This is a genomic window from Ekhidna algicida (genome assembly GCF_051379705.1).
Lineage (GTDB): Bacteria > Bacteroidota > Bacteroidia > Cytophagales > Cyclobacteriaceae > Ekhidna.
Genome location: NZ_CP179868.1, coordinates 2,874,922 through 2,889,588, shown reverse-complemented (window position 1 = coordinate 2,889,588; position 14,667 = coordinate 2,874,922). Strand labels below are relative to the sequence as shown.

Here is a 14,667-nt window from a genome sequence, read left to right as displayed (position 1 = left end):
GATTCCTGCTGGCCTTAATGACTCATTAATTTAAGACATTTATGAATCGCATTCACTAATTGGTCAGAATTTTTAAGTGGTTTTTGGATGAAGGTAGTATACTCAACGTCGTAGTTTTCCATTACCTCTTCCGGATGACTGGTTATTACAACAGTTTTCGGTTTGTGATCGCTTAGTTCTAAAATCTCCGGACCTTCCAGTCCCGAAATATTAATATCCAAAAGAAGAACATCAGGCTTGTCCAGATCAATCCGTTTTGCAGCATCTAGTGTATTGTCACATACTCCAAGCAACTCCACTTCCGAAACTTTGCCTACCACCACTTTCAATATTTCGGCAAAAGCTGGGTCGTCTTCGACTATTAAACAAGTATATTTTGGATTACTCAATTTCTGGATTTTCTCAATGTGAAAGGAGTGATAAAAATAGAACTTTTTCTCACATGAAAAAATTTAACCACTACAGGAGATTCGATATTCATAAAATAGTTTGAAATCAAATCTTTAACTTCAAGTACAATTACTACCCTAATGAAACAGCCACTTGCCCTGCGCTTCGACAGAATAATAAAAGAGAATCTTCCCAAACGGGCAAATATGATGCAAGTGCTCATGGACAGCGCATTATCGGCTGACCTTTTTTATGAAAAAGGAATGGGTGTACAATCTATTCTCAAGCAAATCGGTAGGTTAACAGACTTTAAGGGTATTTATGGCTTTATAGAAGGAGATAAAATGGCATATATAGACGAATCCGCTTATGTGATTAGGAGGATTGTGAGACAGTTTAAAGGGAACAGCAAATACCAGATGAAACTTGCTCATACCATCTGCTCAATCAAAGCTTCGCATAGTGAAAGTGAGGCTTTAGATGAAATGAAAAAAATGAAAATCGTATTTATGGATGTGCCCGATGATCTGGAGCGGCAAATCACTACACTTTATCTTCAATGCCAGTTTGAGTGTATTTATAACCGATTTGAGTGAATTAGTTTTTGATACTTTCAATCACCTTATCAATCAGACGCTTTTCTTGCACTTTTTCCACCTCTGTGATTCGTTCTCCAATTAGAGCGGCTATAGGTTTAAGCTCTTCATAATGGCTGCACACCACTTTAATCATGGCTACTAGCGGAAGAAATAAAATCATACCAGCGATGCCCCATAATACGCTACCAACAATCAGTGAAAAGATTGAGAAGAGTGCATTGATCTGCATGTTTCCACCTACTATTTTAGGATTGAGGAAATTTCCTTCTACAAACTGGATAAACCAAAATATAGCGATTACGCCCACCGGATACCAATAACTGTCGTATGTCGCGAATGCATACAATGTTGGAATCAATCCTCCTAGAGTCGTTCCTACGTAGGGTATAATTGCTAGAAGTGCAGCCAAAAAACCGAAGAAAAATGCGTAATCAATTCCCAAAATAAGTAGCCCCGTAGTATTTAGAACACCGAGTATTACGATTAGTAGCAGCATGCCTGTAAAGTATTGCTGGCCAACCTGCTGAACTTCCCGGAGCATGTTCACAAAATAGCGTTTATGTTTTTTTGAACTAAAGCGGGACAACGCTTCGGTCAAATGCTCACTATAGAATAGGATCAAAAAAGAATAGATAAGGGTTAAAATAACGAAGGAGAAAAATGAACTTGTAACACTCACCGTGTCTGAAATAATTAAAAAACTGCTATCTGAGAAGAGGTTTGAAAGCTTATCTATGATTTCTTGCGATTCAATATCAGGAATGATTTGGACCTTACTATTCAAGAAAGCTATGGACTTGTCGAGTGTCTCTTCCAGTTTGGCTAGAAAGTTGGAATACTGACCAGCCATTTCAATGATTTGTGTAGAAAAAAGCACCAATACTCCGAGTATTACTACAAACACAATCCCAATGGAAAGAATTATTCCAAGGAGTTTTTTCACACCTTTTCCTCTCAACCATTTTACCAACGGATAAAGTATGAACGCAAACAACATGGCAAAGAAAATCGGAATCAAAATCACCTTGGCAAAGTGTAGGATTGCTGTAATGCCAATGATGGATGCAATAACATAAAAAAGCTTACTGAAAGAAATGTTCATTTGGTGGATTTCATGAAAGCTTAAAGTTAGTGGATGCTGCTAAAAGAATTCACTGTCATAGCATAAACAGAAAAGCCTCTCAAAAATTTGAGAGGCTTTTGTACCTGAGGCCGGAATCGAACCGGCACTCCTTGCGGAACACGAGTTTGAGTCGTGCGCGTCTACCAGTTCCGCCACTCAGGCAGTTGCTTTAGCAAACGGTGGGCAAAAGTATCTAAACAAATATAAGATTGCAATACAGATTTATATGTTTGATAATTATCCTCCCAACATCACAAAAGCTCCCCAATAAATTGGGTCTTTGTACTTCTTCTTGATTTTCCGTTGAGCATTAAGAAAGGATGCTCGCTTATTTCCTGTTTTTAAATATTCCTTATAAAAAGCCGTCATCAAATCTTTGGTAGCTGAATCATCAACTTTCCAAAGTGACATCACAACAGACTCAGCTCCGCCAACAAAAAAAGCACGCTGCAAACCGTAAATACCTTCTCCTGAAGCAATTTCTCCCAATCCGGTTTCGCACGCTGAAAGAACAACCATTTTCAGGTTTGTTAGGCTCAGATTCATTATTTCATAAGCAGTGAGAATTCCATCATCTTCATCTGAGCTTGTTTGCATGTCACTTACTCCCGCCAAAAGCAGACCGGAACTTAACATAGGGTCTTTACTCGGTGCTTTCTCATCTTCCATGAAAAAACCATGAGTTGCAATGTGTACAAGCGCTCTGTCTAGCTGAGCCTTAACCGCACTCTCTCTCGCATCTTCTTGCAATAGCACTGAACATTGAGTTCCATTCTTTTTAATCAGGTTTTGAATTTCTTTGATCTCCTCCTCAGTACCTGGCAGATCTGCTACATCTTCAATTTGCTCGAAACTGCGCGTTGTAGCTACCAACTCAGCAGAAGCATCCATTTTATATTTTGGCCTCCCTACTAAAAGGACATCATTGATTTCGTCGCTCATTCCTGCTTCTAAATTCAAGTCAAGAAAGTCCTTTGTAGAGCTTAGTTGAAATATTTCCAGTTCATCAATCAAATAATTCTTTGTTGATGGATCGTACAATGTATTGAGACTTATTTTATGATAAATTCCATCAGGTGCATAGTAGATTTTGGTTATGTTATTGACCATTAAATGATCGTATATTTTCCTCCAATAAAAATCAAATGACGCCGGATCATCTACCTTGAACTTGATGGCGTTTTTATACACTGCAAATCCTTTGCTTTCAAATTCGTTTCCTTTGCCAACTACAATCAATTCCGGATATTGCTTGGTTGATGTCCCAATTAAAGCGGTGTAGATGCCTTCATCGTTTAAATCGGTTCGAATAATTTCAACGGTCGCCTCACCTGGTTCTAGCTTACTTTTAATTTGACCAAAGGTTGGTACCGCTCCTCCGAATGAACCACTAAACCCAGCGGACCTCCTCGATAGCTCTCTTTCCAAATTGTTGGTTTTTTCGAGCAAACTATCTAACCTCTGCTGACTCATTTGCTTAAGGTCACTTTTCAGTGATTGTAAGTTTGCAATCTGCTTACGAGTGACAGTCCATTCAGAAAAAAGGCCAATTAATTCTTCATCTCCGCTATTAAATATCTGTTCGCGAACCTTCTTAGTGGAATTGAGTAACATCCCTTTGGTGCTAAGTTCAAGGTTATACCATTCCTCAATAACCTCAGGTTTAATGCTTCCCGTTTCTGCAGTCGAACGAGCGACTACATATCCCTTGAAGTTATTCAACAGCTTTTGCTTTTCTTCCACGAAAGTTTTTTTCTCAGATTCTGAGAGGTAGGTGAAAGACTCATTGATTTCTTTCACTTGTGCTTCGGCCAATGACAATAAAAGTGGCTCTGCTAATTCATATTGGGCGGTTTTAGTATATAAGTTGGCCAGGTTATTGACCGTTCGGATATACCCGGGATGTGTATCAGAATAATATTTTGTGTAGAGATCCTTCGATTTGAGCATGATATCAAGTGCTTCATCTTTTCGATCCATCAGATCATAAAGCAGTCCCAGGTTTGACAGTGCAGACAAATACTGTGGGTGATCCTCCTGAACGGTGTATTCAAATGCCTTTATCGCCTCCTCAAAATCTTTCAGTGCTCGATTGTAAAATCCATTTTTCTGATAGTAAACACCTCTGTTGCTAAGTAGATTAGAATAGCCCGGATGATCTTTACCCGAAGATTCTCTTTGCCAGGTTATCGCCTGATTCAAGAGAGTAAGGATTGAATCATTTTCTGCATCTGTTCGCGTCAGAATATTTGCCAGATTGGTTGCAAGGGCTATTCGTAACCCAGATTCTTCTTTAGCTGAAATTTTCAAAGCTTCCCTATAATTGGCTTCTGCTCTGCGATAATTAGCTAAAGCCTCATACAATGCTCCCTGACTATTCAGGACTGAGGCGTAATCAGTGGAGTTGGTCAATTGCTCAGCTCTCAGAATACTTTGAGCTTGTGACAGGTACTTATCAGCATCCTTAAAGTTTTGTAGCAAATAGCGTTGGTTTCCTAAAGACTGATATGCAACAGCTAGTGTTTTAGGGTCTGTGTCCGGCTTAGATTCCAAGTCACTGATGTAGTCACTAAAAACCTTATCTGCACGAGCAAATTTTCCCATTTCGGTATGCAGCTTTCCCAGTTCTAAGACAGTTTTGGTGTAACTGGCGCTATCAATCATCTGTTGAGAACGATGGGTAATCAACGATTTGCTTAGTGCATTCAATTGCTTGTATTTCTGTCCAGTTGCATCAAAAAGACTTGCTTGCTCCAAAAGAATTGGAATGTAATTGGACTCACCCTGATATAGCTCTTCTGCTTTCGAATAATACTTTGAAGCTTCTTCGTATCGGTACAGCAGGACAGAAAGTCTGGCGCTGTTTAACACAAACTTTTTTGTTTCTAATTCAGAATCCATGCACCTAGAGCCATTTGCGTCGCACCATGAAATCAGCTCACTAGCGGTCTCAAGGGCTTTTACGTAGTTTTTCTCATGCACAAATACATTGTAGAAGTCCTTTAGGAAGTCTGGATATTCATCCTTGTTCGACATATATGATTTCAAATCCTCATAGTATGCTGCCGCCTCTGCATACTTATCATTGGTCATTAAAAGGGCACTATAATTTTCAATGACATGCAAATAGAAGGAGCTTTTGTTTTCTCCAAGCAAACTCAACAGCTCATCGTAGCTCTTTTGTGCCTCTTCAAAGTCTCCTAATTTGCCACGGACATAGGCGAGATCATCGAGTGATCTGGCGTACAATTCGTCTGGCTGTCCAATTAGCTCCCGATGTATTTTTACAGTCTCTTCCAAAACCTCCTTTGCCCTTTCTGTAGAATCACAATTGAGATAATAAATTCCGAGATTTCTCTTCGAAGAGAGTGCCACAGGGTCACCAGGCCCATACACTTCAGAACGTAGGAAAACATCTTCTTTGCTTCGCAAGATGGTATTTTCACAGTCTCCTAACTGATAGGCAATAAAGGCTAATTTAGATGTGAAATAGAGCTTCACTGTATCCTGTTCACTAAGTGATGTATTTGCAATTGAAGCTTTTAGGGCAATCAACTGGTCATTTGCCTCAGCGAACTCCTTTTCAGAGATTAAGGACTCAATCTTATCTACTTCTTTATCAAAGTCGACCTGGCTTTGAGCGTGCGCTGCGAAAGCTAATCCTGTTGTTATCAGTATGCTAAAAAATAGTTTCATGCTCAATTTTCCCTTCATAATTCATTAAAGCGTATACAATCTCATCATCGGAAAATGAATTAACAGACAATAGAGTGAGGTATTCATTATCATTCTTAATAATTGATGGATTCTTGAGAATAGTCTTGAATGTATAAATGTATTCCCCGGTCATTACCGCCTGACCTTCATCATATACTGAAGCGGTAATCTTGGATCCATCAGTGGTAATGTTGTGCGAAAAGAACCACAGAGCCTGCTCCTGACGAAACATTCCTACATATTCTCCAGGCAATTCAAATTTGCTTGTCGATACCACTTTTCCATTGAAATTCACCTTCGAAATGGTGTAGCTCTTGTTGCTACCTTGAATTACCGTTGCGATACCCTGAAGTTGATTCACCACTACATTTTTTATTGGATCAGTAGACTTTAATATAGCGGTAAAATATTCAACGCCGCTCGATGAAATCTGAGATAACCATCCTTTGGATGATTGACCTCCTATCAAATAGGTGCTGTCGCCGACGATCTTGAAATAAGAAATCTCAGAATTTTTATAAGGTGCTATCTCCCATAATTTTTGGTAGTCTTCTCCACTTGGCATAGCTCCTATCAGCTGGTTTTTGTCATCTTGAATCCCAAGAAATAGCTCTAAACTATCGCTTAACCATAGCTTTCTTTTCGCACAAAAATTTCCCTCTTCCAAAGCACCTGGAATAAGAAAAACACTGTCGGCGGAAAAACACTCCGACAGGGTATCTGTCCGAAATCTCTGTTCGCCAAGTTTATTCATCAGGCCAGTAAGCTCCATTTTGAATGATGAATAATTTTCGGCTTCTTGCTCTTCGGCAAAGGTCTGACTTCCATTTTCACCAGGCATTAGTTCATCAAAAAACCATTGAAATGTTTCTTGCCTATGGCCGGAAGTTGTAATAGCCTCATCAAGGCTATCTGCTTTTTGAAATGAGGTGAACATGTTTTGATATATCCGCGCTTTTCTTGACAAGTAATCATCGGTTGGAGGCACATCCAAAACATTGCAGTTCTTCTCATACACATATTTGTTTCCATAATCCAACTTGGAAATCAAATATTGAAAAATATCGATCAGGACAGATTCATTATCATATTTGGTGATGAGATTGATTATGCGCTGAAACTTAAGATCATCCAGTTGCGCCTGGATGCACTCATCTCCATTGATCATCTTGTCGTTGGTGCTCACAAAAAAATTGTAGGCATTTTTTATTTCATCCTGAAGACCGTCCACTTCAACCTTTAGTAGGTTTAAAAATCGATCTGACCACTGCTTATAATCCCAAACATCTATATCATCGGCAAGAAAGTTGGCAGGTGTAATGCCATTCATCCGGAAGTGATCGATCTTCCTACGATTGATGTTCACTTTTCTTTTCTTCTTGTACGGAAGCTTTTGGTAAATATCCCGGTAGATATCAATGTAGTACATCGATGAATCGAAGCTTACTCCTACTGCCGAAACAGCCGTTTTAAGTGAATCATCTGCTTTTAAGAATAGCTGTCGAAGATTATCAGCGCTCGTATTTATTGCAATAAATCCCTCTCTGGCTTTCAGGTAGTGATAGACTGCATTATCATAATTCTCGATCAGCTCCTCATAGTAGACTGCATAATTCTCGGAATTTTCATGGCTCTTCTCGATCTTTCTGACTCCAATGATCGAAACAGAGTCTTTTGCTACAGTGTCTGGCACATCATACCATTCAGGGAAACGTGACACTTCCTTGGGATCCAGATAGTTTTTGGCCAGACCAAAGCTGGTCTTAGCATTATAAATTCTCTGACGCGATGCTATCCGATCAACAATCGGATCAAGGCTTGCGAAGATATCTTGCTCGACCTTCGCTATCTGATAATACACATTGGAGAACTCGACATTGGATTTTTGAAATTGTAACAGTTGATCATAAAACACTTCTTTATCCATGTTAGAGCGATCGCTCAATAGTTTCTTAAAGGCACCTGTCTGCGCAAAACACGTTAGCCCAAAGCTCAATAATAGTATCGCAGTTATAATTCTTTTCATCGCGCTTCTTCCGTTAAAATTTTGAATTCAACTCTTCTGTTTTTTGCCATATTATCCTCAGAATCATTTGGGACAATTGGCTGTGATTCGCCATATCCAATTGCAATCAGTCGTTCTTGATTGATAGCTTTATCCTGAAGGTATTGGAGCACTGAATTGGCTCTTAGGTTTGAGAGTTGAAGATTATACTTATCACCACCTGCATTATCCGTATGAGCGGAAATTTCCACTTTGTATTTATCATTTTCAGATAGGTAGTTGATCAACTTGTTTAGCTCTTCGTAAGAGGCTGAGTTGAGCTCATATGAGTTGAGCTCAAAGGTGATATTATCAAGTACCAAGGAGATATTTTCAACGGATTGAAGTGTGGCTTTCATTTCTTTGAGTTCCTCTTCTTCAGTAAGGTCGAGCTCTGCTGAGTAGTAGCTATAGCCTTCTGCTGAAGTACTTATCTCATACACTTCTCCATCTCGAAGCTGGAGGGTAACTTTCCCATCTTTGACCTGGCGCTTGGTTTTTTCATTTCTTGTAACATTGTAAACTGTGATCTCCAGCCCAAGATTATTTCCCGACTCATCCGCGAAGGAAAGTGATACATCTTTGAGCGTGCGGGTTAGCTCAATATCGAAATCAAAAAAATCAAAGATTACTTCTTCGTCAAATGGCAGATTCAGTGTGTCTGAGAAGTAATTCTCAGAATTGAAAATGATATTTAACTCTCTTCCCAGAGATATATTGGTTTGTTCGCCTTGGGTAATCTCTATGCTCTCTATAAAATTGAATTCAGAGTCATAAAGTGAAATATTTGCATCGATAGGGAAATAGAATTCCTCGTCAAATACATTGAAAGTAATGTCCACGCTCGGGAACAATTCGAAATTATTGGTCATTTGTAGCTCTGAAGCTTCAATAAGTTTGGATTGAGCCGAATATTTATCCTTGTATGCGAGAAGGGAGAACTGCTCACCTACTGGAATAAAAAGCTGATAATTTCCATTCATATCGCTTTGAGCTTCCTGAAAAACCTTCGTAGTATAAGGGTTAATCACCTGAATTGTGGCAGCCAATGGATTCCCTTGTTCATCTGTCACCTGGCCAGACAGTAATGCCATTTCGGATGGCTTAAAGGATCCGTTCAATTTTTGTGAAAATACGCTAGCTGAAATTCGATCTTCTCCTTTCGTATACACACCTGCATTATAATACAGAGTGCTATCTCGATTAAGTGACGGTGATACAAGATCCTGATCGCCAAGGATTGAAAGTATGGGTTTTGGATTGTAGCGAAACAGTCCGTCAACTTTTGCCCAGAAAACTGAAAATTGTTTTCGCGCCAGACGCTTGCCTTCTGAATCGGAAATATCTTCATAGGATGAATAATAAAAGGTCTTGTTGTCCCTGGCGTAATAGGGTGAACAAACACAGCCCGTGTTATAAGATGGAGGTAATAGTTCAGGCTCAGACCAGCTGCCCGACTCGGTTAGCTCGCTGTAAAATAATTGACCACAAAACTCGTCTGACTTTTCCTCCGGAGGCAGTGGTCGTGTAAACAAGATTTTCTTCTCATCGGCCGACATGGCCGGAGCATCTTCATCAACCACAGAATTAATTCCGATATCCAGCTCCTGAGGTGCTGACCATTTTCCGTTGCTGTATTCGGAATAGTAAATATCAAAATTTGTCTTATCTGCTGGTTTTGCAGCAAAGTACAGTTTAGAGTTGTCGAAGCTGAGTTGAGGATATCTGATTTCTATGCCAGAAATATCATTACTATCAAAAATAGGAACTGGTTGACTCCAACTTGAGGAATCACTATCATATGCTGAAATGTAAGGCTTGAAGCTCCCATAGTAATTGGCCACAAGAACCATTTTTGTACCATCGAAACTCACTCTGGAATGCTTGATAATAGCACCCGTATTTATATTCTTTAACTCCTGTGAGAAGCCTTGATAAGAACAGCAAAATATCAATATGCATACGACAGGTCTTCGTATAGACAAATAGGAGGTTAGCATGGTAATAGTCAGGTTTACTCTTAAAGTTAGAAAATTACTCGGCCCGCAACGATAATTTCTTAAAGTCGTTCGGTGTTTTTCTTTATTGAACCAATTGACATACCACCAAACCAATAAAAAAGCCTCCATCAAATGGAGGCTCATAGAAGTAATTGTCAGAAAATCTTAATTGGTCGGATAGTAAACTTCGGTGATCCACTTCGAAGTATCTGTTTCCACACTTGGATCGGTTACATATATTTCCCAAGGATTACCTGTAAGCTCGTACCCATAATATTTAGCGTATTGATCGATTTGCTCGTGTGTTTCTAACAACAATGAATAATCACCGAAGTGAAGCGCTCTGATAGCTCGACCATCAGGAGATTGCATGATAGTTACATCGTTATTCTCAATGCTTGACCCTTCGGCAACCGGAATACCGCAAATCATTGATATGCTTTCTTCACTATAGTTTGTGGCTATTGCTAATGGGTATCCTTCCGTCATATTTAAGTTGTTACTCATGATAGCTTCCATGACGTCACTATATGCCTGTCCCATGGCAGTTGAAATTTCATCTTGATTATTGGCTGATGAAACTTCTTTACCTGCGAAGGTGATTGGATCAACATCCTGAACAGCTATTTTGACATTAAAAGTTGGCGCGCTTTCAGCTCGTTCTTTTAATGCAGCTAAACCTTGCTCATAAAAGGGTCCCAAGAACATATCCAACCCTACTACCATCATTTTTTCCATGCCCGAAACACCGGAAATATCAAATGTCCAGGTGACATTGGTGCTTCCTCCATCAGACTCAAGAATAAATGAGGCTGTTGGTTTTTCCTCTCCTTCATCCGTAAAATCCCTATTATTATTTTGATCGAACCCCATATCCATCAGCACAAATTCCCCATTTCTAGTTTCAGTAATTTCCATATAGCCATTACCAACGTCCGAATTTTTACTGTACCAGATCATTTTAGAACCTTCACCAGAGGAAGGTCCTTCCCAGGCATACTCTGCATCCGGATCCACCTGAAACCATGGCGACCATTTATTAAAGGTATTAAGATTGGACACCTCATTGTATACAATATCCGGCGTTGTGTTAATGGTAATTTTCCTTTCAAGATGGCCTGATGAGGGACCAAATATTATTAGCCCTAAAAAAAGAGCTACTAGAATCAGAATAATGATTCCAATGATTTTAAGAACTTTCATAATAGTTGTTGAATTTTGTGATTGAATAAAATTAATTGATTTGGAAGTGATAAATCAGAAATATGCAGGCTTCTGGCCTAGGTTGCTCGCACATAATATTGATTTGCTTCCACTACTATTGCTCTATTACCTAGCCTCACTAGTTATACCCAGGTCTAACTATGACTATCTTTTCATAGCAGGAATCTATTTTTCCTACCATATATTCTTCGAGTTAAGTTCCATGCAGGCGACTCCAGGAAAAAAATGGGCAAAAATTAAAGTCACCAATAATGAATCCGGGCATGCAACAATAGCTCAGGCAGTTATTCGAAATATTTGTAAAATCTTCTCGCTTTTATTTTTCTTTCTTGGCTTTATTGCAATTCTTTTCAATCCAAAAAGAAAAGCTCTACATGACTATATTGGTGGTACATTGGTAATATTTGAGGAAGATTAGCTTAATTTCGTTTTTTAGAAAGAATACCTCTAAATAATCTTTTATATTTCAGCATAGTTTTAAATTGATTGAAAGGATATGGATAACGACAATTCCCCGATAAAACGGTTTGAAAATTTTTTCGAAGGCTTCATTTTCTGGAGTAGATGGGTACAAGCTCCATTATATACAGGCCTAATAATTGCCTCATTTTTCTACCTCTACAAGTTTTTCGAAGAGTTACTATACATGGTTAAATACACTACCATGTGGAACGAAACTAAAATGATGCTGAGTATTTTGGGTTTGGTAGACATTTCAATGGTAATGAACCTGGTGGTGATGGTAACAATAGGTGGATACTCGATATTTACCAGCCGAATTGACGTAGACATGCATGATGATAAGCCTCTGTGGCTGGAAGGACTGGATGCCGGTCAATTGAAAATCAAACTAGCGACTTCTCTTGCTTCCATTTCCGGAGTTTATCTATTGAAGACATTTATTGATTACAGAAACGAAGTACAAAAAACATCTCCTGAAGGTATCGTGATCGAGATTGTTATTCATATGGTTTTTATTGTTTCTGCACTACTCCTATCTCAAACTGAGAAAATCACGCATAGCTATCACCACACCGGACATGCGGCAACTGAAGATGAGGATGACGAACATGCACATTAAGTAAGAAATAGAATTGATAAGAGCCGAAGGAGAAATCCTTCGGCTTTTTTATTGATAACCTAAATAGGCTTAGCTCTAAAATTTAATTGTGAATTTGGCTGGAAAAACTATTTTTGCAACCCAATCTGCGCATGTGGTGGAATTGGTAGACACGCCATCTTGAGGGGGTGGTGGGAGCAATCCCGTGGAAGTTCGAATCTTCTCATGCGCACTTTTTATCCTTTCTCCCAAAGGACATCTGCAAACCAACGATCCTCATCTAGAAACGAGGCTAGCTTTTTAAAGCCTGCAACAGAAGCTAATGAATCTAGTTGAGGTTGATCATATTTCTTTGACACCTCCATAAAGATTGCCTCCCACTCTCGAAAGTGGAATTCTTCATCACCAATGGTCACTGTCTGATCAACCTTGCTAATCAAATAGCTTCTACATTCTCCTGTATGAGGATTATAGTATGGATAGTGTTGAAACTGATTTCGATCAAAGTCAGCACCTAACTCAGAATTGATCCTATCTAAAAGATTGAGATTGAATTCTCTCGTTACACCCTGCGCATCATTGTAAGCATTGAGGATAATTGATGGGTCTTTTTTCAGATCCACTCCCAAAAAAAGCAGATCTCCTTCTTTTAGAAAATTTTGAAGATCGGTTAAAAATTCTTCTGCCTCCTCCTGTGTAAAGTTTCCTATAGTGGATCCAAGGAAAAAGACAATGTCTTTTTCTAGACTCTCAGATATTTCAGCAAGGGCATCGAAGTAATCGCCTTCATACGACTCTATGTTAAGTCCGGGGATTTCAGATTTTAAGTTCCTCTCGAGAATTTCAAGCACATTTCCGGAAATGTCTACGGGAGTGTAGGTAAAATCAACACCTTGTTCGATAAAATACTTAAGTAAAACCTTCGTCTTTAAGCCATCTCCTGCCCCTAACTCAATGATCCTAAAAACTTCTCCATCATTAATTGCTTCGAGGATGGCTTGCTTATGTGTATTAAAAATTTCGAGCTCCTTTCTGGTTAGGTAGTATTCATCCAAATGCATGATTTGTTGAAATAGCTCGTCACCCTTTGCATCATAGAAATACTTAGATGATAGAAACTTATTGCGTGCTTGTAGCCCACTAAAGACGTCTTCAGCAAGTGGAGTTAGGGTAATTGTATCTTTAGACATTCAAAATTATATATGCTTCGCTAGCCGAATGCCCGAAAACATCCAACGCAAATGTGGGTGAAAGAAATTACGATAAGTAGAACGTATATGATTTCTGGCCGTTCCAAACGATCCTCCTCGAAGCACCATTTGATTAACCATGAATTTTCCATTGTATTCTCCAAGAGCGCCTTCCGGCGGATTATAGTATGGGTAGGCCGTGTAGGGACTTGACGTCCACTCCCACACATTTCCATAAAAGCTATGATCCTCGGTTTGAATCGGTCTGAAGTTATTTTCCTCAACAAAATTTATCTTATTAGATACCTGAGGTGAGAATGTGTTACAACTTACCTCCCATTCCTGCTCCGTTGGCAACCGACAGCCTTTCCATCTTGCAAAAGCATCCGCCTCATAATACGAAATGTGGCACAATGGATCATTTAGATCTATTTCCTCAAAACCATGCAATGTATAGTGCCACCAAGCACCTCCGTCCTCCTGACTCCAATAACGTGGAGCACTTACATTATTGGCATTAACCCAATCCCAAGCCTCAGATAGCCAAAGCATGTGATTGGTATATCCGCCATCTCTGATAAAATCCAGATACTCTCCGTTGGTCACCAGCTGCGAAGCAATCTGATAATTATGCAAAAAGACCTTGTGCTTTCCCTCTTCATTATCAAAATGAAAGCCTTCACCTTCAAATCCAATCTCATATATTCCCTCATCAACATTGAGCCATTTCGCTTTCGCCTGTATCTTTTGAGGGATCCTTTTCTCTGTTCGATATGCAGGATGCAATGGATTGTCACCTAATATTCGTTTAATGTCATATAAGAATAGCTCTTGATGCTGTTGCTCATGATTCAATCCGAGAACTACTACACTAGCAACCTCAGCTGATATTTCGCCCTGCAAGAATTTCTCCATGGCATCATTCACATAGCTGCGATACTCAAAAATTTCTCTCACCGTGGGTCGTGTAAGTTGTCCACGATTCTCGCGAGACCAGCGCTCACCTGCAGAAATATAATAGCTGTTGAATAACAATGGATACTTAGGATGAAACTCTTTGTAGCTCCTGACATTTGGCTTCAAAACAAAGGTCTCAAAAAACCAGGTAGTATGCCCGAGATGCCATTTGAGTGGGCTCACGTCCATTACAGGCTGTACAACAAAGTCTTCAATTTCAAGGGGATCGCAGAGAAATTGAGTTTGAGCCCTAACGCTTCTATAATTATTTAATAGTCCGGTCTGAGAAGAAATTGTCGATTGCAAAACGAATTAAGGATTTTTTTCAATTTATAAATCTTGACGACAGAATCCACAAAAAAT

The 14,667-nt window shown here is 39.3% G+C and carries 11 protein-coding genes and 2 tRNA genes; 4 read left to right on the top strand and 9 right to left on the bottom strand.

Features of this window, described 5'->3' with window-relative positions:
* Positions 1 to 14: 14 nt before the first annotated feature.
* Positions 15 to 389: a LytR/AlgR family response regulator transcription factor gene (locus ACL8WY_RS12715; RefSeq protein WP_436515135.1), complete on the bottom strand. Its 375-nt coding sequence runs from the start codon at positions 387 to 389 to the stop codon at positions 15 to 17.
* Between the two features lie 141 nt (positions 390 to 530).
* Here ACL8WY_RS12715 and ACL8WY_RS12710 point away from each other — a divergent pair, with 141 nt between their 5' ends.
* Positions 531 to 986, top strand: coding sequence for a hypothetical protein (locus ACL8WY_RS12710; protein ID WP_436515134.1), 456 nt, complete (start codon positions 531 to 533; stop codon positions 984 to 986).
* A 1-nt stretch (position 987) separates the two neighbouring features.
* Here the strand turns inward: ACL8WY_RS12710 and ACL8WY_RS12705 are convergent, their stop codons facing one another.
* From ACL8WY_RS12705 to ACL8WY_RS12680, 6 genes are all read right to left on the bottom strand, one after another.
* Entirely contained in the window at positions 988 to 2,091 is a 1,104-nt protein-coding gene (locus ACL8WY_RS12705) for an AI-2E family transporter (RefSeq protein ID WP_436515133.1), read from the bottom strand.
* A 101-nt stretch (positions 2,092 to 2,192) separates the two neighbouring features.
* Positions 2,193 to 2,274: transfer RNA gene (locus tag ACL8WY_RS12700), tRNA-Leu, on the bottom strand.
* Positions 2,275 to 2,349: 75 nt separating this feature from the next.
* The gene (locus ACL8WY_RS12695) at positions 2,350 to 5,808 is read right to left on the bottom strand and encodes a CHAT domain-containing protein (RefSeq protein ID WP_436515132.1); all 3,459 of its coding nucleotides are present in this window, start codon (positions 5,806 to 5,808) and stop codon (positions 2,350 to 2,352) included.
* Complete coding sequence (locus ACL8WY_RS12690) at positions 5,792 to 7,855, bottom strand: hypothetical protein (RefSeq protein WP_436515131.1); 2,064 nt, start codon at positions 7,853 to 7,855, stop codon at positions 5,792 to 5,794. Before ACL8WY_RS12690 ends, ACL8WY_RS12695 begins: the two co-directional genes overlap by 17 nt.
* The gene (locus ACL8WY_RS12685) at positions 7,852 to 9,873 is read right to left on the bottom strand and encodes an OmpA family protein (protein ID WP_436515130.1); all 2,022 of its coding nucleotides are present in this window, start codon (positions 9,871 to 9,873) and stop codon (positions 7,852 to 7,854) included. The genes ACL8WY_RS12690 and ACL8WY_RS12685 overlap by 4 nt, the downstream gene beginning before the upstream one ends.
* Before the next feature lie 165 nt (positions 9,874 to 10,038).
* On the bottom strand, positions 10,039 to 11,076 hold the full coding sequence (locus ACL8WY_RS12680; protein WP_436515129.1) for an SRPBCC family protein: 1,038 nt from the start codon (positions 11,074 to 11,076) through the stop codon (positions 10,039 to 10,041).
* A 46-nt stretch (positions 11,077 to 11,122) separates the two neighbouring features.
* Here ACL8WY_RS12680 and ACL8WY_RS12675 point away from each other — a divergent pair, with 46 nt between their 5' ends.
* From ACL8WY_RS12675 to ACL8WY_RS12665, 3 genes are all read left to right on the top strand, one after another.
* Positions 11,123 to 11,515 carry an RDD family protein gene (locus tag ACL8WY_RS12675; RefSeq protein WP_436515128.1) on the top strand — a complete coding sequence of 131 codons (393 nt, stop codon included), beginning with the start codon at positions 11,123 to 11,125 and terminating at the stop codon, positions 11,513 to 11,515.
* A gap of 78 nt (positions 11,516 to 11,593) precedes the next feature.
* Positions 11,594 to 12,178, top strand: coding sequence for a TIGR00645 family protein (locus ACL8WY_RS12670; RefSeq protein WP_436515127.1), 585 nt, complete (start codon positions 11,594 to 11,596; stop codon positions 12,176 to 12,178).
* Between the two features lie 127 nt (positions 12,179 to 12,305).
* A tRNA-Leu gene (locus tag ACL8WY_RS12665) sits at positions 12,306 to 12,389 on the top strand.
* A 4-nt stretch (positions 12,390 to 12,393) separates the two neighbouring features.
* Here the strand turns inward: ACL8WY_RS12665 and egtD are convergent.
* Together egtD and egtB are read right to left on the bottom strand one after the other, a co-directional pair.
* Positions 12,394 to 13,347 (bottom strand): L-histidine N(alpha)-methyltransferase, encoded by a 954-nt coding sequence (egtD, locus tag ACL8WY_RS12660; RefSeq protein WP_436515126.1) that lies wholly within the window; start codon positions 13,345 to 13,347, stop codon positions 12,394 to 12,396.
* A 6-nt stretch (positions 13,348 to 13,353) separates the two neighbouring features.
* Positions 13,354 to 14,610 carry an ergothioneine biosynthesis protein EgtB gene (egtB, locus tag ACL8WY_RS12655; RefSeq protein WP_436515125.1) on the bottom strand — a complete coding sequence of 419 codons (1,257 nt, stop codon included), beginning with the start codon at positions 14,608 to 14,610 and terminating at the stop codon, positions 13,354 to 13,356.
* Between the last annotated feature and the right edge of the window lie 57 nt (positions 14,611 to 14,667).